This window comes from Pseudomonas sp. KB_15 (assembly GCF_052114525.1).
GTDB lineage: Bacteria > Pseudomonadota > Gammaproteobacteria > Pseudomonadales > Pseudomonadaceae > Aquipseudomonas.
The window spans coordinates 32,276-55,169 of the sequence record NZ_JBFREX010000002.1; the positions used below are offsets into that span (position 1 = coordinate 32,276).

At 61.4% G+C, this 22,894-nt stretch carries 21 protein-coding genes; 16 read left to right on the forward strand and 5 right to left on the reverse strand.

Features of this window, described 5'->3' with window-relative positions; translation table 11 throughout:
• Nucleotides 1-2: 2 nt before the first annotated feature.
• The 5 genes from AB4Z35_RS02615 to cobG all read right to left on the reverse strand — a co-directional run bounded on the left by AB4Z35_RS02615 (nt 3) and on the right by cobG (nt 5,401).
• Nucleotides 3-818 (reverse strand): hypothetical protein, encoded by an 816-nt coding sequence (locus tag AB4Z35_RS02615; protein ID WP_442095925.1) that lies wholly within the window; start codon nt 816-818, stop codon nt 3-5.
• A gap of 207 nt (nt 819-1,025) precedes the next feature.
• Nucleotides 1,026-2,729 carry a precorrin-3B C(17)-methyltransferase gene (cobJ, locus tag AB4Z35_RS02620; RefSeq protein ID WP_442095926.1) on the reverse strand — a complete coding sequence of 568 codons (1,704 nt, stop codon included), beginning with the start codon at nt 2,727-2,729 and terminating at the stop codon, nt 1,026-1,028.
• The gene (locus AB4Z35_RS02625; protein ID WP_033051980.1) at nt 2,729-3,460 is read right to left on the reverse strand and encodes a precorrin-2 C(20)-methyltransferase; all 732 of its coding nucleotides are present in this window, start codon (nt 3,458-3,460) and stop codon (nt 2,729-2,731) included. Before AB4Z35_RS02625 ends, cobJ begins: the two co-directional genes overlap by 1 nt.
• Nucleotides 3,460-4,086: a precorrin-8X methylmutase gene (locus AB4Z35_RS02630; protein WP_007994246.1), complete on the reverse strand. Its 627-nt coding sequence runs from the start codon at nt 4,084-4,086 to the stop codon at nt 3,460-3,462. Before AB4Z35_RS02630 ends, AB4Z35_RS02625 begins: the two co-directional genes overlap by 1 nt.
• The gene (gene cobG, locus AB4Z35_RS02635; RefSeq protein WP_442095927.1) at nt 4,079-5,401 is read right to left on the reverse strand and encodes a precorrin-3B synthase; all 1,323 of its coding nucleotides are present in this window, start codon (nt 5,399-5,401) and stop codon (nt 4,079-4,081) included. Before cobG ends, AB4Z35_RS02630 begins: the two co-directional genes overlap by 8 nt.
• A gap of 168 nt (nt 5,402-5,569) precedes the next feature.
• On the opposite strand from cobG, the gene cbiE reads away from it, so the two are divergent.
• From cbiE to urtD, 16 genes are all read left to right on the forward strand, one after another.
• The gene (gene cbiE, locus AB4Z35_RS02640; protein ID WP_442095928.1) at nt 5,570-6,781 is read left to right on the forward strand and encodes a precorrin-6y C5,15-methyltransferase (decarboxylating) subunit CbiE; all 1,212 of its coding nucleotides are present in this window, start codon (nt 5,570-5,572) and stop codon (nt 6,779-6,781) included.
• Nucleotides 6,774-7,871 (forward strand): cobalt-precorrin-5B (C(1))-methyltransferase, encoded by a 1,098-nt coding sequence (locus tag AB4Z35_RS02645; protein WP_442095929.1) that lies wholly within the window; start codon nt 6,774-6,776, stop codon nt 7,869-7,871. Before cbiE ends, AB4Z35_RS02645 begins: the two co-directional genes overlap by 8 nt.
• On the forward strand, nt 7,868-8,596 hold the full coding sequence (locus tag AB4Z35_RS02650) for a cobalt-precorrin-6A reductase (RefSeq protein ID WP_442095930.1): 729 nt from the start codon (nt 7,868-7,870) through the stop codon (nt 8,594-8,596). The genes AB4Z35_RS02645 and AB4Z35_RS02650 overlap by 4 nt, the downstream gene beginning before the upstream one ends.
• 372 nt (nt 8,597-8,968) lie before the next feature.
• Complete coding sequence (locus AB4Z35_RS02655) at nt 8,969-9,367, forward strand: DUF2946 domain-containing protein (protein ID WP_442095931.1); 399 nt, start codon at nt 8,969-8,971, stop codon at nt 9,365-9,367.
• 46 nt (nt 9,368-9,413) lie between these two features.
• A complete protein-coding gene (locus tag AB4Z35_RS02660; protein WP_442095932.1) occupies nt 9,414-9,893 on the forward strand; it encodes a copper chaperone PCu(A)C in 480 nt (159 codons plus the stop codon).
• Nucleotides 9,894-9,914: 21 nt separating this feature from the next.
• A complete protein-coding gene (locus AB4Z35_RS02665) occupies nt 9,915-10,367 on the forward strand; it encodes a DUF2946 domain-containing protein (RefSeq protein WP_442095933.1) in 453 nt (150 codons plus the stop codon).
• Nucleotides 10,368-10,507: 140 nt separating this feature from the next.
• Complete coding sequence (locus AB4Z35_RS02670) at nt 10,508-12,625, forward strand: TonB-dependent copper receptor (RefSeq protein WP_442095934.1); 2,118 nt, start codon at nt 10,508-10,510, stop codon at nt 12,623-12,625.
• Nucleotides 12,626-12,731: 106 nt separating this feature from the next.
• A complete protein-coding gene (locus AB4Z35_RS02675) occupies nt 12,732-14,111 on the forward strand; it encodes a PepSY-associated TM helix domain-containing protein (protein ID WP_442095935.1) in 1,380 nt (459 codons plus the stop codon).
• A 180-nt stretch (nt 14,112-14,291) separates the two neighbouring features.
• Nucleotides 14,292-15,080, forward strand: a complete 789-nt coding sequence (locus AB4Z35_RS02680) for an ABC transporter ATP-binding protein (RefSeq protein WP_442095936.1) — start codon at nt 14,292-14,294, stop codon at nt 15,078-15,080.
• Nucleotides 15,077-16,036 carry an ABC transporter substrate-binding protein gene (locus AB4Z35_RS02685; protein WP_442095937.1) on the forward strand — a complete coding sequence of 320 codons (960 nt, stop codon included), beginning with the start codon at nt 15,077-15,079 and terminating at the stop codon, nt 16,034-16,036. The genes AB4Z35_RS02680 and AB4Z35_RS02685 overlap by 4 nt, the downstream gene beginning before the upstream one ends.
• On the forward strand, nt 16,033-17,043 hold the full coding sequence (locus tag AB4Z35_RS02690) for a FecCD family ABC transporter permease (protein ID WP_442095938.1): 1,011 nt from the start codon (nt 16,033-16,035) through the stop codon (nt 17,041-17,043). Before AB4Z35_RS02685 ends, AB4Z35_RS02690 begins: the two co-directional genes overlap by 4 nt.
• Before the next feature lie 201 nt (nt 17,044-17,244).
• A complete protein-coding gene (locus AB4Z35_RS02695) occupies nt 17,245-17,667 on the forward strand; it encodes a hypothetical protein (protein ID WP_442095939.1) in 423 nt (140 codons plus the stop codon).
• Between the two features lie 339 nt (nt 17,668-18,006).
• The gene (gene urtA / locus AB4Z35_RS02700; protein WP_442095940.1) at nt 18,007-19,272 is read left to right on the forward strand and encodes an urea ABC transporter substrate-binding protein; all 1,266 of its coding nucleotides are present in this window, start codon (nt 18,007-18,009) and stop codon (nt 19,270-19,272) included.
• A gap of 153 nt (nt 19,273-19,425) precedes the next feature.
• Complete coding sequence (gene urtB / locus AB4Z35_RS02705) at nt 19,426-20,928, forward strand: urea ABC transporter permease subunit UrtB (protein ID WP_442095941.1); 1,503 nt, start codon at nt 19,426-19,428, stop codon at nt 20,926-20,928.
• Nucleotides 20,928-22,007 (forward strand): urea ABC transporter permease subunit UrtC, encoded by a 1,080-nt coding sequence (gene urtC / locus AB4Z35_RS02710; RefSeq protein WP_442095942.1) that lies wholly within the window; start codon nt 20,928-20,930, stop codon nt 22,005-22,007. The genes urtB and urtC overlap by 1 nt, the downstream gene beginning before the upstream one ends.
• Entirely contained in the window at nt 22,004-22,873 is an 870-nt protein-coding gene (gene urtD / locus AB4Z35_RS02715) for an urea ABC transporter ATP-binding protein UrtD (protein ID WP_442095943.1), read from the forward strand. Before urtC ends, urtD begins: the two co-directional genes overlap by 4 nt.
• Nucleotides 22,874-22,894: the final 21 nt, after the last annotated feature.

Below are 22,894 nucleotides of genomic sequence, written 5' to 3' on the forward strand. Positions count from 1 at the left end.
CCTTATTGACCAGTCAATTGCTTGAAAAGACCATCGGCAAATTGGTCGTTGTAGGCATACATCATATTTTTCTTTCGTTCGAATGCACGTCGATTGAAATTGCGCACACCGGCACCCTGGAAAATCTGCAAACCCTGGGTCTTGTAAGTCACAAATAGAAAGTTGCCGTTGTATTCCTTGTCCACCAAGTCCAGGCCTCCCATCAACATGGACATGCCGCCGCTTGGCGTCGTAATGCAAGGCACAGCCTTGAAGCTGACGACGTCGTTTTTCTTGCTGCCGGCATCGACAATCTTCAGTGCGTCCTTATCGCCCTTGAGCTTGCTGAAACCCGACGCCACCAGGTTCAGGACGCTGCTTGCTCCACCGGAAACAACCGTCTCAAGCACTTGCAAAATCGCTTCATTCATCGTGATGGTGAGCTGTTTGCTGACGTATTTCTTGTAGGTGAAGCTTCCCGTCACCCAGCCCACCGCCAACAATGCCTCGTTGTACTTCAAGTAGCGGTCTTCGTTGCTGGTTCCGTTGGGCAGGCGCCGGACCACCGCTTCGGCAAACTGCTGGCAGTCCAGCGCATCCTGCCTGTCGTCCTCCGAAAGCGCCTGGTCGAACACCACCAGCGAGGGCCCTACTACCGAATCCCCCACACCTTGCGCTGACGAATCACTCGATACTGCGCCCAGGATCGAGGTGGAACGCTTGGTTCGCGCCCGTGGCACAACGTTTTTAAGTTCTGCCGCAATGCCTTCGAAATACTTATCCTGCATGGCATCATCAAATGCGACTTGAGCTACTGAGCAATCTTTTATATCGACCATTTAAACCTCCATTTAATCAATAAGCCGCCTCATGCGACCAGCTGAAAACTAAAGCGCGGAGTTGAGTCGGTCAAAATAAAAACACTCAGAACTTATTTCAGGAGTTATTAGAAAATAAAAAGGCCCGCGACAACTTTCGTCAATCGCAGGCCCTATCGTCAGTTATTGCCTTGAACATCAGCGACCTTTGAACAAAGCCGCTTTCACTCAGGTGGCTGGCTTGCTTGGGTACCAGCGCGGCGTGTAAACCCAATCACCGCCGCCGACCCGCGGAAAAACACAGGTCAGGGATGAGCCGATCAATACCATCGTGCGCATATCGACCTGGTCTGGGGTCAATTGGCCGAGGGTCGTGACGCGCAGTTTCTGACCCGGCCGGCCAATGTCCCGCCCCAACACGACAGGTGTTTGCGGCATACGGTGCCGGGCGACGATTTCAAGCGCCTGGCCCAGTTGCCATGGCCGCGAACGGGAAATCGGGTTGTAGAACGCCAGGGCCAGATCGGCTTGAGCGGCCAGGTCCAGGCGTTTTTCGATGATTGCCCAAGGCTTGAGGTTATCCGACAGCGACAGCACGCAGAAATCATGCCCCAGCGGTGCGCCGGCCTGGGCGGCCGTCGCCAGCGAGGCGGAAACCCCCGGCAGAATCTCGAGATCAACGTTATGCCAATGGACGTCGGTGGATTCATGCAGCGCTTCCAGCACCGCCGCAGCCATGGCAAAAACCCCCGGATCCCCCGAAGAAACCACCACCACCGAACGCCCCTGGGCTGCCAGTTCGAAGGCGTGGCGGGCGCGTTGCATCTCTTCGCGGTTGTCGGTGCAATGCAGCACCTGATCGGCGCGAAACGGCCCGGCCATGCGCACGTAGGTTTCGTAACCCAGCACGTCGGTTGCGCGGGCCAGTTCCGCCTTCACGGCCGGCACCATCAATTCGGCGGCGCCCGGCCCGAGGCCGATCACCGCCAGCCGTCCACGCGGGCGGCCGATCTGCAACGGGTCCAGCGGCTGCTCTGCCACTGCAATGGCAACGGTGTCGCTACCCAGCATGGAAACGGGCTGGCCTATGGCAGTACCCAGACGTTCGCCAAGCACCTTCTCAGCGCTGGCAAAACGCAGCGGCACGCCCAATTCAAGCGCCGCTTCGCGCAACCCCGGGCAGGCAATTTCGGTGTCGGGAGCCAACAGGCAGGCCAGCGACTGCAGGGCGATTCTTGCCTGATGCAACGCCTCGCGCACCGCTCCCGCGACGTTCACCAGACCAGCGTCCACAGCGACCACCACATTGCGCGGGTAGATCAACAATTCGTTGGCCGCAGGTGTCCGCTCGGCATGACTGACATGCACCGCCAATCGGGCCTGTGCATCTTCGGGCAACTGCGCCTGCGCCAGCCACGGGGCCTCACCCTCAATGCGCACCGTTTCACCGGCGAGCAAATCGGAAACGAAACGCTTGCCCAGTTCCAGATCGCCAAGGGCATAACCGCTGGGCGGGTTGAGCAGGCAAGTGCCAAAACGCAACTCGCCGCTGGTGGTGATCGCCGCCGCGACTTCAAGCGCGGCGGCAATCTCCCGCGCCATTACATTCACCCCGCCGAGACCGCCCAGCAGTGGAACCACGGCACTGCCGTCTTCGGCCACCACCAAAACCGGTGGCTCGGCGCCCTTTTCCAGCAACAAGGGTGCCAGCGTGCGGATCACGATCCCGGCCGCGCACAGGGCAATGATCGGAGTGCCCCGTTGATAAAGCTCGCGCAGGGTCGCACCGAACTCGTGATAAACCCGATCCGCGCCTTCGACCCGTTCGGCCAGGCCATGGATCAGGGCTTCGGGGTACACTTGCTGAATGCTGCGTGCGGTAGCGAGGCTGCCATTGCCAAGAATGACAATCGCCGGAACTGGACGGGTCATCAGCCTTGCCACCTTTCACCGGGAACGATGATCAACGAGAAGTACGGCGAGGACATCGGCTCGACCTGATCCAGCGGCACGATCTTCTGATTGGCCATGGTCGCCCGCTCGACGTACAACGCACGCTCGGCCAGACCGAGTTCTTCCAGCACCTGGCGAACCTTGGGAAAGTTGCGCCCCAGTTTCATGATCACCGCTGCATCGGCATCGGCCAGGCGACGCTTGAGTTCGTCGTGCGGCAGCACACCGGACAACACCGACAGACTCTGATTGCGATACACCAGCGGTGCACCGAGCACCGAGGCACCGCCGAGCATCGAGCACACACCGGGCACGACTTCGGCCTGATAGCGTTCGGCGAGCCGGTCATGCAGGTACATGTAGGAGCCGTAGAAAAACGGATCACCTTCACAGATCACCGCCACATCACGACCCGCATCGAGATGCGTGGCCAGTTCTTCGGCAGCGTCATCGTAAAAGTCGCTGATCACTTGCTCGTAGGACAACGGCGCCGGCAAGGCTTCAGTGGTCACCGGGTACACCAGCGGCAACAAATTCTGGGCAGCCTGCAGGTGCGCTTCGATGATGCCGAAGGCATTGCCCTTCTTGCCCTTGGCCACGAAGTACGCCACCACCGGGGATTCGCGCAGCAAACGCAGGGCCTTGACGGTAATCAGTTCCGGATCACCGGGACCGACGCCGAGGCCGATCAAACGTCCAGGTTGCTGCATCATTCGATCTCCGTGGCGAGTGCATTGACGGCGGCGGCGGCCATGGCGCTACCGCCCAGCCGACCCTGCATGATGACGAAAGGCACGCCACGGCTATCCGCCGCCAACGCTGCCTTGGATTCTGCGGCACCAACGAAGCCTACCGGGAAGCCGAGGATCAGTGCCGGTTTCGGTGCGCCGGCATCCAGCATTTCCAGCAGGTAAAACAGCGCAGTCGGCGCGTTGCCGATCACCACCACGCTGCCTTCCAGATGCGGGCGCCACAGCTCCAGTGCGGCAGCGGAACGGGTGTTGCCCAACTCACGGGCGAGGTCCGGAACGCTTTCATCGCGCAGAGTGCAGATCACCTGATTGTTCGCAGGCAACCGCGCGCGGGTCACGCCCTCGGAGACCATTCGCGCATCACACAGGATCGGCGCGCCGGCCGCCAGCGCATCACGCCCGGCCTTGCCTGCGCCTTCGGAAAACTGCAAACCGTCGATGGCCTCGACCATGCCGCAGGCGTGAATCACCCGAACCGCAAGTTTCTCCAGATCGGCCGGAATCCTGTCGAGGTTGGCCTCGGCGCGAATGATCGCGAAGGAGTTGCGATAGATCTCCTGACCGTCGCGGATGTAATCAAGCATCAATGGGGCTCCGTGAGCGGGCGTCGAGCAGGGTCGCGACCGCTTCAATAGTAAGGTTGCGTGCGTGCAGCGCGCCGAAACCCGGCTGCTCTGCATCGCGAAAATAGAGATCGTAGTAACCGGGGGCGACGGCCAGCAATGTGACGGGCGCCGTATGTGCCGCGGCGCAGGAACGCGCGCACCCGCTCAAATGCACACTCGGCGTTTGTCCGTGACGTTGCAGCAATGCAGCCAGTTGCAGGGCATCGCCCTTGGTCTCGGCCAGGCTTTTACCGCAGCCGTTTGAGCCGGTGCAGGCGATCAACCGGGACAATGGCTGATCGGCTTCGCAGTGCAAGCCCAGACATTGCAATTGCCGAATGACCTCAGCGGCGTTTTCCGCGAGGACATTGGGCAATAGCAGGCTTTGCCAGGGCGTGAAGCGCAGACAGCCATCACCGGACTCCCGTGCCAGTTGTGCCACACCCCGCAGCATCGCCGGATCGAGCCGCCCCAGCGGTGGGACAGCCCCCACATAGACAACACCGGATTCGGCCTGGGGATGGGCGCCCATATGCAAATCACTGCCAGCAGAAAGCCGCTGCCAACCGACAACGGCTTGCATCGGAACTCGCTCAGCCAGCCGAAGCCGTACGGCCTCGACCGAGTAGTCGGCCAGCAAATGGCGCATCCGCGTCTGCTCGGGGCGCGCCAGTTCAAGGAACAACTCAAGGACCGCGACCACCAGCGCGTGCCCGTCGTCCAGTGCTACCGAACCGGCGGGCTGGTCCGTCGGGCATCCCGCCAGACCGAACGCCAGTCGTCGCTCGCCGTCTTGCTCAAACGCCGACAGCCACAGGTCATGGGGATGTTCGAGCATCGTCAGGTCTTCACCACCATCGAGTTGCACGGCGAACTTGGCACTGAGATCGTGGAAACTTTCGTGGTTTTGCAATGTGGCGAGGATCTGCCCGGCCAGCGGGCGTGTGTCGAACAGCATGCACCGATCGATCCCGGCGCCGGGGCTGAGCATCAGGTTGCGCACATCGTCGCCAGCCGCCGTGCGTGGCCCCAGATCGGCGGCCAGCAGGCTGTCGATCAACGCCGTTTGCTCATGGCCAATCCCGCGGATCTGCAGGTTGGCCCGATTGGTCGCCTCGATCGTCCCGCTGGCGTAACGCTCGGCTGCAGTCGCCACGGCCTCGGCTTGAGCGCTGCTGATCGAACCACCGTTCAACTTGATCCGGCAGATCCCGCCATCCAGCGCCGACACAATACGCAGCAACCCCGGGCAAGCCGAGGGGCGTAAGGCAGCGGACAGCGGACGTTCGTTCAAGGTGGACCCGTTCAGGTGGCGAGGCGATTCACGGCGAAAGTGCGCGGTATTATGCCTGCTTTACTTCGCTGCATGAAAAGACTCCGGTCGGGAAGAGAAGGCAGTCAGCTCAAGGAACCCGCGCTATCATGCCGCCCAACAACGTTGAACGCGGGATTGAGGAACGGCATGACACCCTGGCTGACGGTAGTAGGCATCGGCGAAGACGGATTCAAGGGCCTGGGCAAGAACGCCCGGCATGCATTGTTGCGCGCATCGAAGATCTTTGGCGGCCAGCGGCATCTGGATCTGCTCCCGCCGTGCATACGCGGCGAGCGCCAGCCGTGGCCGAGTCCCTTCTGCCTTGAGTCGCTGCTGTCACTGCGTGGCGAACCCGTTTGCGTCCTGGCCAGTGGCGACCCCATGTTCTTTGGCGTCGGCGCCAGCCTCGCCCGGCAACTCCCCGCGGCCGAGATGCTGACGCTTCCTGCGCCGTCTTCCTGCTCGCTGGCCGCTGCGCGAATGGGTTGGCCCTTGCAGGATGTGGTCACACTCTCGGTGGTGGCCCGGCCTGTCGCCGCACTCAACGCGCAATTATTCAGCGGCGTGCGCTTGCTGGTATTGAGCAACGATGGCCGCAGCCCCGCCGCCATCGCGGCACTGTTGCGCGAACGTGGCTTCGGCCCCAGCCGTCTCAGCGTGCTGGAACACCTTGGCAGTGAAGCCGAGCGGCGTGTCGACGGTATCGCCAGCGACTGGAACGATCCGCCGATCGCCGACCTGAACCTGATTGCCATTGACTGCATCGCAGAGCCGGATACACCGCGCCTGTCACGACTGGCCGGCCTGCCAGACTCGGCCTTCCAGCATGACGGCCAACTGACCAAACGCGATGTGCGCGCCATCACCCTCGCACGCCTGGCCCCGATCCCCGGCGAACTGTTGTGGGACGTCGGCGCCGGCAGCGGCTCGATCGGCATCGAATGGATGCGCGCCCACCCCAGTTGCCGCGCCCTGGCCATCGAGGCGGATGACGGCCGACAAACGTTGATCGAACACAACCGCGATGCCCTCGGCGTTCCCGGCCTGCAATTGATTCGCGGCAGTGCGCCGCAGGCCCTGGCCGGGCTGGAGCGACCGGATGCGGTTTTCATTGGCGGCGGTGTCACCCGCGAAGGCGTGCTCGATACTTGCTGGGCCGAACTCAAGCCCGGTGGCCGGCTGATTGCCAACGCGGTCACCCTGCAAAGTGAAATGACCCTGATGGCCTGGCGCGAGCAACACGGCGGTGAGCTGACCCGCATCCATATCGCGCAAGCACAACCGCTGGGCGATTTCGACACCTGGCGCCAGGCCCTTCCGATTACCTTGCTGGACGTGACGAAACCCTTCGATGCGTGACGAAACCGCCGAACAACCCGCACCACTGCGCAGTGGCCTGACCACCGGCAGTTGCGCCACGGCCACCAGCCTCGCCGCCGCGCGTCTGCTGCTGGATGGCACATCGGCCGATGCGGTGGAAATCGTGCTGCCCAAGGGCAAGCAGGTGCAGATGCGCCTGGAGTTCTGCCGCCTCACCGAGGACGGCGCCGAATCGGGAACCCTCAAGGACGCCGGCGACGATCCGGACGTGACCCACGGCGCCCTGCTCTACTCCCAGGTGCGCCTGAGCGCCGAACCGGGGACTCGTTTCAAGGCCGGTCGCGGTGTCGGGACAGTGACCCGGCCCGGGTTGGTGCTGGGTGTCGGCGAGCCCGCGATCAACCCGGTGCCACGCAAAATGATCAGCGAACACCTGGCCCGACTGGCCGACGAACTCGGCTACAACGGCGGTTTCGAGGTCACGGTCAATGTCGAGAACGGCGAGGCGCTGGCACTGAAAACCATGAACCCGCGCCTGGGCATTCTTGGCGGTCTGTCGATCCTCGGCACCAGCGGCATCGTCCGGCCGTTTTCCTGTGCGGCCTACATCGCCTCGATCCACCAGGGCATCGACGTGGCGAAAACCAACGGTTACCTGCACATCGCCGCCTGCACCGGCAACGCCAGCGAAGACACCATGCGCCGGGTCTACAACCTGCCGGAAATCGCCCTGATCGAAATGGGCGACTTCGTTGGCGCCGTGCTCAAGCACCTGCGCAAAGTACCGGTGGATAAACTCAGCCTGTGCGGTGGTTTCGGCAAGATCAGCAAACTGGCGGCCGGGCACATGGATTTGCACAGCCGTCATTCGAGCATTGACCTGCCGCAACTCGCGCTATGGGCGGCGCAGGTCGGCGCCGATGCGGCGTTGCAGCAGCGTATCCGCGAGGCCAACACCAGCCAGCAGGCACTGGCCATGGCCGCCGCAGCCGGAGTCGCCCTGGGTGATGCCGTCTGTCAGCACGCCCTGGACTTTGCCCGCAGCGTGGTGCCGGCGCAGGTTCAAGTGGAAGTCTTTGCCATCGATCGCCAGGGCGGGATCGTTGGCCATGCAGGAGCTTTTCAATGAAGCGCATTCTGTTGCTCGGCGGCGTGACCGAAGCCCTGGCCATTGCCCGCACGCTGGGACCGCAACATATCTACAGCCTGGCCGGTGTCGGTCGGGTACCGACGGATCTGCAATGTCAGGTTCGCGTGGGTGGCTACGGCGGCGCCGAAGGCCTGGCGCAATTCATTGGCGATGAAGGCATCGATCTGCTGCTCGACGCCACTCACCCCTACGCCGCCCGGATCAGCCAGAACGCCGCGACCGCAGCGCGCTTGAGCGGCATCCCCTGCTGGGCGCTACGGCGTCCGGCCTGGCAAGCCCGGGCGGGTGATGACTGGCGGGAAGTTTCCGATTGGACCGAACTGATCGAAGCCCTGAAGCCCTTCCGTCGACCACTGTTCACCCTCGGTCGAGAGCCCCTGCAACACCTGGATGAAATTCCTGCGAAGCAATTCTGGACCCTGCGCGCACTGGACGTCTATCCGGGCAACGCGCGCTGCGAAGTGATCGGCGCACGTGGGCCCTTCCTGATCGACGATGAACGTGCGTTGTTCGAGCGGCGAAACATCGACGTGTTGATCAGCAAGAATAGCGGCAGCACGGCGACCGAGCCGAAGCTGGAAGTCGCGCGTGAGCGTGGGGTGCCGGTGATTGTTTTGCAGCGGCCGGTGTTGCCTGGGGTTGAACGGGAGTTTGCGGCGGTGGCCGAGATACTGCAGGTAATGGCAGAGCAGCAATTGATCTGAGTTTTGCGAACACGTCAGGACGCCATCGCGGGCAAGCCCGCTCCCACAGTTGACCTCACTGAGCACAAATCCAGGGCTAGACAAAGAAACCTGTGGGAGCGGGCTTGCCCGCGAAAGCGTCATCAGTGGTAACGCAAAGGCTGGAACCTGCCAGTCACTCAGACTTTACGTACAAATCTTTAAGGAACGACTGACTCTCTTGAGATTCTGAACAATGTTTAAGCGGTGCTGGCATTCTGGAATTCGCGGCTATGATGAAATCAATGAACGCAACGCGCTGCGACACCAAACCGCACGCCGCTTTTTTACTTATCGGCCCTGATCAGGCTAAATAGCCCGCGCCTGATCGCCCACCCAAACGGATTTTGTCCCATGTCCCGACAACGGCTCGCAATTGCCTGGATAGCCTGCTTCGCAGTGCTGTTCAATTTGCTCGCCATGCCGATGTCCGGAGCGATGGCACAGACGGCGAAGTCACCCGCCGAACAACTGTTGTGGGGTAGTTTCTGCAGCTCCAGCGGCACCAGGATGGTAGCAATTTCCATCGGCGACCTCGAACAGAAAGCCCCGCAAAGCGACGATCACTCCAACATGCAGCATTGCTGGTGCTGCTCGGGCTCTGCGCCATTGGTGGCGTTGCCGGGGCATACGCCACAGCTGTATTTCGCGCACTTCGAGTCCAACCGAAGCCTGCCTGCCACCTCTCTCGAAAGCCCGTCACCGCGCCAGCAATGGCCGAGCCTCAACCCCCGCGCCTCCCCTCTGGTGTGATTTTTCTCGCAATTGACCTGCGTTTAAATCGTTCCGGAGAACTGCCATGTTGAACAAACTCATCGTTCTGGCCGCGTTGCTGCTGCCTGCCTGCTTTGCCAATGCCCACGAATACAAGGTCGGCGCACTGGAAATCGCTCATCCGTGGTCCCAGGAGTTGCCACCCAATGCGCCCAACGTTGCGGCGTATTTCGTGATCAATAATGAAGGCCAGACCGCCGACCGCCTGCTCAGCGTCGACACCCCCATCGCGGGCGAAGCGCAATTGCATGAGCACGTGATGCAAGGCGACATGATGAAAATGCAGCACGTACCGAGCGTGGAAGTGCCCGCTGGTGGCCAGGTCACTTTTGCGCCAATGGCCTATCACGTGATGTTGCTGGGCCTCAAGGACCGCAGCCTGCTCACAGACGGCAAACGCTTCCCCATGACGCTGCACTTCGAGAAGTCCGGTGACGTGACGGTCGAAGTCGCGGTACAGAAACAGGCGCCGGACAGCATGCAAGCGCACGTGCACAATCCGTAATCGCCCGAGCTGAAAACGCCCATGCGCCCGCTTAGCGCCAGGTCATCCAGGCCACGCAATCAGGCATCGAGCCTGACACGCGGCAGCTGGATCAGCCTGTTCGCCATGCTGATGATCTTTATCGGTCCGCTGATTTCTCAGTCGATGCCGATGGATTCGCGCGCCATGTCGATGAGCATGCCTGCGGGTATGAGCATGGACATGAGCATGGCGGCGATGGAGCATGCCGACCACGGCACGCAAACCTCCGCCGAGCATTGCCCGCCTGCCCCGGGTCAGCATGTGCTGTGGGAAAAGTGCGGCTATTGCAGCCTGTTGTTCAATTGCCCGGCGCTGACCGGTGGCGTGTCTTTCGCCAACTTCGTCATCCCGCCCGTCAACACCTTCACCACACCCTCTCCGCGCCTGGGCCATGCCCGGCAAACCTTCTTCCCCGGCGCCCGCACCCGCGCCCCGCCCTTCATCGTCGCGTAAACACTCACTTCTGATTTCACACGGTTCGCAAGACAGCCATAGCAACCTGTGGGAGCGGGCTTGCTCGCGAAAGCGGTGTGCCCACAGGGATTGCGCAGGCTGTCGGCCGTGTCGTTTACGACTGTTCGATGGAAGTTGTCATGTCCAGGTTTTCTGCTGTCCCGTGCTTGAGCACTGCCCAAGCCTCTTTTGCCCTGAACGAGTCTTGCATTCGTTTCAGGCACGCCACCGCGATCCTGTGCGGTGCTTTGCTGGCGCCCTCTGCGCTCGCCGATGAACATTCCGGTCACAGTGAAGAACTGAGCCCGACGGTGATTACCGCCGTTGCACCCAGTTCGCCACTGACCATCGTCACCAACCCCAAGGACCCGCGCCAACCGGTACCGGCCAGCGATGGCGCCGATTACCTGAAAACCATCCCGGGCTTTGCCATGGTTCGCAATGGCGGCACCAATGGCGACCCGGTGCTGCGCGGCATGTTCGGTTCGCGGCTGAACATTCTCACCAACGGCGGCATGATGCTCGGCGCCTGCCCGGGCCGGATGGATGCGCCGACCTCCTACATCTCCCCGGAAACCTACGACAAGCTGACGGTGATCAAAGGCCCGCAAACCGTGCTCTGGGGGCCGGGCGCTTCGGCTGGCACCATCCTGTTCGACCGCGAACCGGAAAGCTTCGGCGAACTCGGCACGAGGGTGAATGCCAGCGTGCTGGCCGGCTCCAACGGGCGTTTCGACAAATTGGTGGACGCCGCTGCCGGCGGTTCACTGGGCTACGTACGGGTGATCGGCAACACCGCACATGCAGACGACTACCAGGATGGCAACAACGACACCGTCCCATCGCGCTACGACAAATGGAACGGCGACGTCGCACTCGGCTGGACCCCGGATGCCGATACCCTGCTGGAGCTGACCGCTGGCAAGGGTGACGGTGAGGCGCGCTACGCCGGGCGCAGCATGGACGGCTCGCAATTCCTGCGCGAAAGCCTCGGCTTGCGCTTTGAGAAATCCAACATCAGCGACGTACTGGAAAAGCTCGAAGCCCAGGTCTACTACAACTACGCCGACCACGTGATGGACAACTACACCCTGCGCACGCCGTCCGGCACCGGCAAGATGGCCGGCCCGATGGCCTCCAACGTCGACCGCCGTACCCTCGGCGCCCGGGTCAAGGCCACCTGGCGCTGGGCCGATGTGCAACTGATCAGCGGCATCGACGCGCAGACCAACGAGCATCGCCAGCGCGGCGCCATGGGCGTCGACACCTACAAGGACCTGCCGTACACCAAGGATGCCGACTTCCATAACTACGGTGTGTTCGGCGAACTGACCTGGTACGCCGCCGACCGCGACCGCCTGATCAGCGGCGCACGCCTGGACCGCGCCTCGGCCAAGGATTATCGGCAGACCATCGGCTCGGGCATGATGACCCGCCCGAATCCGACCGCCGACGACACCCGCGCCGATAGCCTGCCGAGCGGTTTCATCCGCTACGAGCATGACCTGGCTGACAGCCCGACCACCTTGTATGCCGGCCTCGGTCACACCCAGCGGTTCCCGGATTACTGGGAGCTGTTTTCACCCAAATCCGGCCCCGCCGGTTCGGTGAATGCCTTCGATTCGATCAAACCGGAAAAAACCACCCAGCTCGATTTCGGCCTGCAATACAAGACCGAAGCACTCGAAGCCTGGGCCTCGGGCTACGTCGGCCAGGTGCGCGATTACATCCTGTTCAGCTATACGCCCGGGATGATGGGCATGACCTCGCAAGCCGAAAACATCGACGCGCGAATCATGGGTGGCGAGCTGGGCGCCGCTTACAACTTCACCGAAAACTGGAAAGCCGACGCGACCCTGGCCTACGCCTGGGGCAAGAACAGCAGCGACGACACTGCCTTGCCGCAGATGCCGCCGCTGGATGCCCGTTTCGGCCTGACCTACAGCGAAGACAACTGGAGCGCCGGCGCACTGTGGAGAGTGGTTGCCGCGCAAAACCGCATCGACCAGAACAAGGGCAACGTGGTCGGCAAGGATTTCGGCAAGACGCCGGGCTTCGGCGTGTTCTCCCTTAACGGTGCCTATCGGATCAACAGCAACTGGAAGGTCAGCAGCGGCGTCGACAACCTGTTCGGCAAGGCTTACGCCGAGCACTTGAACCTGGCCGGCAACGCCGGCTTCGGCTACCCGGCCAATGACCCGCAAGCCATCAAGGAACCGGGGCGAACGCTCTGGACCAAGGTGGACATGAGTTTCTAACCCTTGAGGGCCCCGCTCCCTCTGTGGGAGCGGGCTTGCCCGCGATCGGTTGCGCAGCAACCGCAAAACAAACAACTAAAAGATCCAGCCAAGCGGAGCACACGTGATGAAACAGCCCAAAGTGAATTTCTACAACCTGGCGTGGCGCTGGCATTTCTATGCCGGATTGTTCGTTGCGCCATTCATGGTGATGCTGGCCCTGACCGGCACCATTTATCTGTTCAAACCGCAGCTCGATTCGCTGATGTACAGCAGCCTGCTCAACGTCCCGGCCGGTCATCACACCGTCCCGGCCGACGACCTGCTCAAGCGTGTGAAAGACGCGTATCCCCAAGCGACGATCAAGCAGTACCTGCCACCGGCCAACGCCGAACGCAGCGCCCAGTTTGTCGTGCTCAATGGCGGCAACGAGCTGAATGTATTTGTCGACCCGTACCACGGCGACATCCTCGGCGAGCAAGACGCCAAGAACAATCTGCAAGCCATAGCACGCGCGATTCACGGCGAGTTGATGATCGGCACCGTTGGCGATCGGCTGATCGAACTGGCCGCCGGTTGGAGCGTCGTGCTGGTGGTGTCCGGCATTTTCCTGTGGTGGCCGCGCGGTCAGGCGGCAGGCATTTTGTGGCCGCGTCTGAACAGTCGCGGGCGCGTATTGTGGCGTGACCTGCACGCGGTCACCGGATTCTGGGGCGCGTCCCTGTTGCTGGTGATGCTGCTCAGCGGCATGACCTGGACCGGGTTCTGGGGCCAGCAGTACGCGGCGGTATGGAATGTCTTTCCGGCGACGATGTGGGATGACGTACCGAAGTCCGATGTCGAGGCGCGCAGCCTCAACACCGCGACCCGCCAGACCGTGCCATGGGCCATGGAAAATACGCCGATGCCGATGTCCGGCGACCATGCCGAACACATGGCCCACGACGGTGCGCACGCCGGCCCGGCAGCGCCGACTATCAGCCTGCAAGACGTACAAAACATCGCCACGCAGAGTAAGGTCGAACCGGGCTACAGCATCACTTTGCCGAAATCCGCGACCGGGGTGTTCACCATCTCGGTGTTCGCCGACGACCCGCGTAATGACGCCACGTTGCACATCGACCAATACACCGGCAAGGTTCTGGCCGACGTGCGTTTCGAACACTACGGCAGCGTCGCCCGCGCCACGGAAATCGGCGTGATGCTGCACGAAGGCAAGATGTTTGGCATGTTCAACCAGATCGTAGTGTTGCTGATCTGCCTGATGATTTTGCTCAGCGCCGTCAGCGGCGTAGTGATCTGGTGGAAGCGTCGCCCGCAAGGAAAACTCGGCGTGCCGCCGCTGCGCCACGATCTGCCGAAATGGAAAACCGCGATGGTGATCATGTTTGCCCTGGCCGTAGCCTTTCCGTTGGTGGGTGCTTCGCTGGTGGTGGTGTGGGTGCTGGATCGCCTGCTGCTGTCGCGTTTTACCCGGCAGACTGAGGGCGCCTCATCTTCATCATGAAACACCTGAGATGCGCGGGGCTCAATGGGCTGTAAACTCCCCCGCGCGTCACCCTCTCGCATTCAGGGTGTCCTTTCGGGCCTCTTCGCGAGCAAGCCCGCTCCCACAGGATTCACGCAATTTCTGTGGGAGCGAGCTTGCTCGCGAAGAGGCCATCAGCATCACCTCAAGAGCCACTGCATGACCTCGCTGAACCTCGCAAACATTTCCTGGACGCCCCTGGGTCACGGTCAGTGCCATCACCAATTCCAGCTGCGTGATGCCTCTGTGCACGTGGCCGCCGGTGAGTTCGTCGGGTTGATCGGTCCCAACGGCAGTGGCAAGACCAGCCTGTTGCGTTGTGCCTGGCGCTTCAGCAAACCGGAAAGCGGCGAGGTCAGGCTTGATCATCAGAATGTCTGGAAGCAATCCTCGCGCTGGTGCGCGCAACGCATCGCCGTGGTGTTGCAGGAGTTCCCGGATACCTTCGGCCTGACCGTCTTTGAGGTGGTCGCCATGGGCCGCACGCCGCACAAAGGCTTGTTCGATGGCGACACGCTTGAAGACTCGAATCTCATCAATCAAGCCCTGGTGTCGGTCGGTCTCAAGGGGTTCGAAGACCACGGGTTCGCCACCCTCTCCGGTGGCGAAAAACAGCGGGTCATCCTGGCCCGCGCCCTGGTCCAGCAGCCACAGTTGCTGATCCTCGACGAGCCGACCAACCACCTCGATCCGCGCTATCAGCTTGAGCTTTTGAAGTTGGTCAAGCGCCTGGACATCGGCACCCTGGCGAGCATCCACGACCTCAATCTGGCTGCGGCTTTTTGTGATCGGCTGTACGTGATCAACCACGGCCGCATCGTCGCCAGCGGCACGCCGAAAGAAGTCCTGACGGCTGCGCTGCTGCGCAATGTGTTCGGCGTCGAAGCCCTGATCGATGAGCATCCCTTGCACGGCTACCCACGAATCACCTGGATAACCCAACCATGACTTTGCGTTCCCTGCTGCGCTGCAGCCTCTCCCTCGCGATGCTGTCGGGCAGCGCCCAGGCGTTTGCCGAAGCCACCCGTTACCCGCTGACGATCCACAGTTGCAACCGCGAAGTGACCTTCAGGCAGGCACCACAGCACGCCCTCAGCCACGACATCAACATGACCCAGATGATGCTCGCCCTCGGCCTCAAGCCACGAATGGCTGGCTATAGCGGCGTCAGTGGATGGAAGGCCGTGACACCCGACATGCAGTCGCTGCTCGATGGTCTGCCGGAGCTGGCGGCCAAGTACCCGTCGGTGGAAACCCTGCTCGATGCCAACGTCGACTTCTTCTTCGCCGGATGGGACTACGGCATGCGCGTGGGCGGCGACCTCACGCCGCAAACCCTGCAACCGCTGGGCATCAATGTGTATGAGCTGACCGAATCCTGCGCCTTCGTGATGAAGCGCCCGCCGGCCAGCCTCGAAGACACCTACAACGACCTGCGTAACCTCGGCAGGATCTTCGACGTGCAGGACCGCGCCAATGCCCTGATCGCCAACATGCAGGCGCAAGTGACGGACATTCGCAAAGACCTGCCCGCGGCAAAACCACGGGTCTTCCTGTACGACAGCGGTGAAGACCGGGCCATGACCTCAGGCCGCCTGGGCATGCCGCAAGCGCTGATCGATGCCGCTGGCGGGCGCAATATCCTGGAGGATGTCGACGCGAGCTGGACCCGGGTCAACTGGGAGAACGTGGTCGAGCGCAATCCGCAGGTGATCGTGATCGTCGACTACAGCGAAATCACCGCCGAACAGAAGATTCAATTCCTGCTGGGCAACAAAGCCCTGCAATCGGTGGACGCGATCAAGAACCGGCGCTTCATCGTCATCCCGTACGTGCAGGCCACGCCGGGGATCGACAATGTGCTGGCGGTCGCAACCCTGGCCAAGGGTTTCCACGGCGAATGATCAACCGTCGCTATGCCCTGTTACTGATCGCCCTCGGTGCGCTGTTGCTGGTGTCGTGCGTGGTGTCCCTGGGTTTCGGCCCTGCGCGGGTGCCGGTGGACGTGGTGTGGCGCATCCTGTTGCACAAACTGTTCGGCTTCGGTGTACCGGACTGGAGTCCTGGGCAGGAACATATCGTCTGGCTGATCCGCGTTCCGCGCATGCTGCTCGGCGCGTTGGTGGGCGCCGGGCTGGCACTGATCGGCGCGGTGCTGCAAGCGGTGACGCGCAACCCGTTGGCCGACCCGCACTTGCTCGGCGTCACGTCCGGCGCGACGTTGGGTGCCGTGATCGTGGTGCTGCATGTGGGAGAAATCGTTGGCCTGCTGACCTTGCCGATCGCGGCATTCATCGGTGCATTGCTGAGCATGCTGGTGGTGCTGATGATCGCCAACCGCAACGGTCGACTCGACAGTGACCGCTTGCTGCTGTGTGGTGTGGCGGTGTCGTTCGTGATGATGGCGATTGCCAATTTGCTGCTGTTTCTCGGCGATCATCGAGCCAGTTCGGCGGTGATGTTCTGGATGCTCGGCGGACTTGGGCTGGCACGCTGGGAACTGCTGGCGGTGCCGACAGCCAGTGTACTGCTCGGGCTGATTTTGCTGCTGGGCATGGCGCGACCGCTGAATGCGCTGATGGCCGGCGAACAGACCGCGGTGACCCTGGGCCTGAATGCGCGCACCGTGCGCCTGCGGGTGTTTTTGATTGCGTCATTGATGACCGGGGTGCTGGTGTCGATCAGCGGCTCGATCGGTTTTGTCGGACTGATGGTGCCGCATATTGCGCGACGTCTGGTCGGAGCCGAGCATCGCCGGTTACTACCGGTGTGTGTGTTGCTCGGCAGCGGTTTCCTGGTGTGGGTGGACGTCGCGGCCCGGACGATGATCGCGCCCGAAGACTTGCCTATCGGGGTTGCCACGGCGGCGATTGGCGGGTTGTTCTTCATAGGCTTGATGCGACGTCGTTAACGCCATGTTTAATTAAAATAAACTTCAAAACTGCATGTATGCCTGGAAAAACCTCGTATTGAGTTAGCACTTAACAAATCCATTACCACGCTCATACTTCGCTCCCGCGAGTTGAATAATAAAAAATACTCGCGAACTTCAATGGCGATTATTCCTACACTTTAATCGTCACAACCCCTACAAGAGCGGAAAGAGGTAAACATGTTCAAGAAGTTCATCGCATCCATTGCACTTGTTTCAGCGCCCGCATGGGCAGCCCAGCCCCCCTTTACTGGCGTTGACTACAGCGGCCGATACCAATGTACCGGCATGGACAGCCATATCGGTGCGTTTGAAGGTGTTGTCGACATGAAGCTCAATGCCGAACAAAGTACCGGCGAACATGGAGCCTACGGTTTTACCCTGACGTTGCTCGACAATTCACGATATGACGGGTTTGCTGCCGCCAACTTGAATTCGCTGGCGATTTACTTTGCTCACACGGATCCGTCGCTCAAGGATTACGGCGTCGGGATTGCGAAAATTGCTTCAACTCCTGACGGGAAAACTTCATTCACCAAGTACTATTACGGCCCGGAGTACGAAGGTGGCGGACATGGTTTTGAAACCTGCATTAAAAGCTGACATTTGTCGTTGACGAAGCTGATACGCCATCGTTGAAATCTGTGGGAGCGAGCCTGCTCGCGATGGCGGTATTTCAGTTAATACCGATGTTGTCTGACCCAGCGCTATCGCGAGCAGGCTCGCTCCCACAATTGATCGATGCTACCCGCCCCAATCTGGCGCAGCTCTTCGCACCAACACACCAGACGCGATCCTTCATGGTGCGCCATCAAACCGTGCAACCGCTCTAAAACGACATTTCCCTGCCTTTTGCCGACTGGGCACAGCCCTTGCAAAACACACCTTCAGTAGTCCGCATCTGCCAACCAAGAAAACTCATAAGTTCATGGAGATCGCACAATGAAGCGTCGCAGTTTGATCAAGGCTTTCACTCTCTCGGCATCCATTGCCGCAATGGGCATGACCTGGACCGTCCAGGCCGCCGAGACCATCAAGGTCGGTATTCTGCATTCGTTGTCCGGGACCATGGCGATCTCCGAAACGTCGTTGAAAGACATGGCGCTGATGACCATCGACGAGATCAACGCCAAGGGCGGCGTGAACGGCAAGATGCTGGAACCGGTGGTCGTCGACCCTGCGTCGAACTGGCCACTGTTCGCCGAGAAGGGTCGTCAGTTGCTGACCCAGGATAAGGTCGCCGTGGTGTTTGGCTGCTGGACTTCCGTGTCGCGCAAATCGGTATTGCCGGTGTTCGAAGAGCTCAATGGCCTGCTGTTCTACCCGGTGCAGTACGAAGGCGAAGAAATGTCGCCGAACGTGTTCTACACCGGCGCCGCGCCGAACCAGCAGGCGATCCCTGCCGTTGAATACCTGATGAGCGAAGAGGGCGGCAGCGCCAAGCGTTACTTCCTGCTCGGCACCGACTATGTCTACCCGCGCACCACCAACAAGATCCTGCGTTCGTTCCTGCACTCCAAAGGCGTGGCCGACAAGGACATCGAAGAGGTCTACACCCCGTTCGGTCACAGCGACTACCAGACCATCGTCGCCAACATCAAGAAGTTCTCGGCGGGCGGCAAGACTGCCGTTATCTCCACCGTCAACGGCGACTCCAACGTGCCGTTCTATAAAGAGCTGGCCAACCAGGGCCTGAAAGCCACCGACGTTCCGGTCGTGGCGTTCTCGGTGGGCGAAGAAGAACTGCGTGGCATCGACACCAAACCGCTGGTGGGTAACCTGGCGGCGTGGAACTACTTCGAATCGGTCGAGAACCCGGTGAACAAGAAGTTCGTCGATGACTGGAAGGCCTACGCGAAGAAACACAACCTGCCGGGCGCCGACAAAGCGGTGACCAATGATCCGATGGAAGCCACCTACGTCGGCATCCACATGTGGGCGCAAGCCGCGGAAAAAGCCAAATCCACCGACGTCGACAAAGTCCGCGAAGCCCTGGCCGGCCAGACCTTTGGCGCACCGTCCGGCTATACGCTGACCATGGACAAGACCAATCACCACCTGCACAAGCCAGTGATGATCGGCGAGATCCAGTCTGACGGTCAGTTCAACGTGGTATGGCAGACCGAAGGACCGATCCGCGCCCAGCCGTGGAGCCCGTTCATCCCGGGCAACGACAAGAAACCGGAGTATGCGGTGAAGAGCAACTAAGCCACTGGGCCTGACGATTGTTCAGGCCCAACACAACTCCCTGTGGGAGCGAGCTTGCTCGCGATGGGGCCATGACAGTCGATATTGATGGTGAATGTCAGTCCGCTATCGCGAGCAAGCTCGCTCCCACATTGATCGCGTAAGGCCAAAGACATGCCCACCGCCCTTTACCGCTTCATTCTCGCCATCACACTGTTGCTGCCGATGGCCGCCCACGCCGGTGACGCCGACGACTTCGTCGCCGCCAATCCCGTGCAGCAGGCAAAACTTCTGGAAGCCTGGGCCGCGCAACCCGATCCGGCCCGCATCGAGCTGATCAACGCCCTGCAACAAGGCGAGCTGACCGTCGACGGCCAACCGAAAACCCTGCGCCTGAACAATCGCCTGCGGGGTCTGATCGACACGGCCCTGGCCGGCCATCAATTGCTCGCTGCCGACGCCAAAACCCGTCTGGCCGCCGCGCAGCAATTGCAGAAAAGCGCCAGGCCGGCACAGTTGAAATTCCTCGACCAGCAACTGGCGGGCGAAAAGGACGAGAGCGTTCACGCCGCCCTCAGCCTCGCCCTGGCCAATCTGCAATTGGTGGACGCTGACCCGGCCGTGCGCCTCGCCGCGGTGCGTTTGCTCGGCGAAACCGGCGACCCGCTGGCCCGCACCCGCCTCGAAAGCCTGCTGGAGCCGGGTGTTGAAACCGACGCGAATGTGCGTACCGCCGCTGAAACCAGCCTCGCTCAAGTCAAACGCAAACTGCTGGTCGGCGAGATACTCGGCCAGGCATTCAGCGGCATGTCACTGGGATCGATACTGCTGCTCGCCGCCCTCGGTCTGGCGATCACCTTCGGCCTGCTCGGCGTGATCAACATGGCCCACGGCGAGATGCTGATGCTCGGCGCCTACTCGACCTATGTGGTGCAACTGATGTTCCAGCGCTTCGCCCCGCAGGCCATCGAGTTCTATCCATTGATCGCATTGCCGGTGGCGTTTTTCGTCACCGCGGCCATCGGCATGGCGCTGGAGCGTACGGTGATTCGCCACCTCTATGGCCGCCCGCTGGAAACCCTGCTCGCCACCTGGGGCATCAGCCTCATGTTGATTCAGCTGGTTCGGTTGCTGTTCGGCGCGCAGAACGTCGAAGTGGCTAACCCGGCGTGGCTGTCGGGCGGGATTCAAGTGATGCCGAACCTGGTGCTGCCGTACAACCGCATCGTCATCATTGCCTTTGCGCTGTTCGTGGTGGTGCTGACCTGGCTGTTGCTGAACAAGACACGCCTGGGCCTGAACGTGCGCGCTGTCACCCAGAACCGCAACATGGCCGCCTGCTGCGGCGTACCCACCGGGCGCGTGGACATGCTCGCCTTCGGCCTCGGCTCGGGCATCGCCGGCCTCGGTGGCGTGGCCCTGAGCCAGATCGGTAACGTCGGCCCGGACCTTGGCCAGAGCTACATCATCGATTCGTTCCTGGTGGTGGTGCTTGGTGGTGTCGGCCAGTTGGCCGGCAGTGTTTTGGCCGCATTCGGCTTAGGGATAGCCAACAAGATTCTCGAACCGCAGATCGGTGCCGTGCTCGGCAAGATCCTCATCCTCGCGCTGATCATTCTGTTCATCCAGAAACGTCCGCAAGGTCTCTTCGCACTCAAAGGACGGGTGATCGACTGATGAACCAGCCCCTGATGCTCAAGGCCACACAAAAGGCCGGCCCGAAAGTCACGATTGCCGTCGGTGCGGTGATCCTCGCGCTGCTGTTGGCATTGCCGCTGCTGTCGCTGTTGCCGGCGGACAGCACGCTGCACGTCTCCGCCTACACGCTGACCCTGGTGGGCAAAATTCTCTGTTACGCCATTGTCGCCCTGGCGCTCGATCTGGTCTGGGGCTACGCCGGTCTGCTGTCCCTCGGCCATAGCCTGTTCTTCGCCCTCGGCGGTTACGCGATGGGCATGTACCTGATGCGCCAGGCCTCGGGCGATGGCCTGCCGGCGTTCATGACGTTCCTGTCGTGGACCGAAATGCCCTGGTTCTGGACCGGCACCAGCAGCTTCCTCTGGACCCTGTGCCTGGTGATACTGGCACCGGGGCTGCTGGCGCTGGTGTTCGGCTTCTTCGCCTTCCGTTCGCGGATCAAGGGCGTGTACTTCTCGATCATGACCCAGGCCCTGACCTTCGCCGGCATGCTGCTGTTTTTCCGCAATGAAACCGGTTTTGGCGGCAACAACGGCTTCACCAACTTCCGCACCATTCTTGGCTTCGGCATCACCGAACCGGGCACCCGCGCGGTGCTGTTTTTCGCCACGGTGCTGTTGCTGGTGGCGAGCCTGTACATCGGCTGGCGCCTGGCGCAGAGCAAGTTCGGCCGGGTGCTGACCGCCCTGCGTGACGCGGAGAACCGCCTGATGTTCTGCGGCTACGATCCGCGCGGGTTCAAGCTGTTCGTCTGGGTGTTGAGCGCGGTGTTGTGTGGGCTGGCCGGTGCGCTGTACGTGCCGCAAGTCGGCATCATCAACCCGAGCGAGATGTCGCCGACCAACTCGATTGAAGCGGCGGTGTGGGTGGCCCTTGGCGGTCGCGGCACCTTGATCGGCCCATTGCTCGGTGCCGGTGTGGTCAACGGCATGAAGAGCTGGTTCACCGTGGCGTTCCCCGAGTACTGGCTGTTCTTCCTCGGCGCGTTGTTCATCGTCGTGACCCTGTATTTGCCCAAAGGCGTGATCGGTCTGCTGAAGAAAAGAGGTGAATCATGAGAGTCACGGCAACCGCTGAATTCATGCTCGAACCGGCGTTTTTCCCCGTAGAACCAAACAAGGACGCCGGCAGCAGCCGTGACGCCATCGGTCTCGGCCAACGTGCCGGCAAAGGCCTGAACACACGCCACGGCACCATCCTGACCCTGGAAGACATCAGCGTCAGCTTCGACGGCTTCCGCGCGCTGAACAATCTGAACCTGTACATCGGCGTCGGTGAGTTGCGCTGCATCATCGGTCCCAACGGCGCGGGCAAGACCACGCTGATGGACGTGATCACCGGCAAGACCAGGCCCAGTCACGGCAAGGCCTGGTTCGGCGAAACCCTGGACCTGACGCAGATGAGCGAAGTGCAGATAGCCCAGGCCGGTATCGGCCGCAAGTTCCAGAAGCCGACGGTGTTCGAAGCCTTGAGCGTGTTCGAGAACCTGGAACTGGCCCAGAAAACCGACAAGTCGGTATGGGCCAGCCTGCGGGCGCGCTTGAACGGTGAACAAAGAGATCGCATCGCCGAAGTGCTGGAGACCATTCGCCTGACCAGCTCGGTCAATCGCCCGGCCGGCCTGCTGTCCCACGGCCAGAAGCAGTTCCTGGAGATCGGCATGCTGCTGATTCAGGACCCGCAATTGCTGCTGCTCGACGAACCGGTGGCGGGCATGACCGACGCCGAAACCGAGTTCACCGCCGAGCTGTTCAAGAGCCTGGCCGGCAAGCATTCGCTGATGGTGGTGGAACACGACATGGGTTTCGTCGGCTCCATCGCCGACCACGTCACCGTGTTGCATCAGGGCAGCGTGCTGGCCGAAGGATCGCTGGAACAGGTGCAGGACAACGAGCGGGTGATCGAGGTGTATCTCGGTCGCTAAACCTGCAAATACATGACCTGT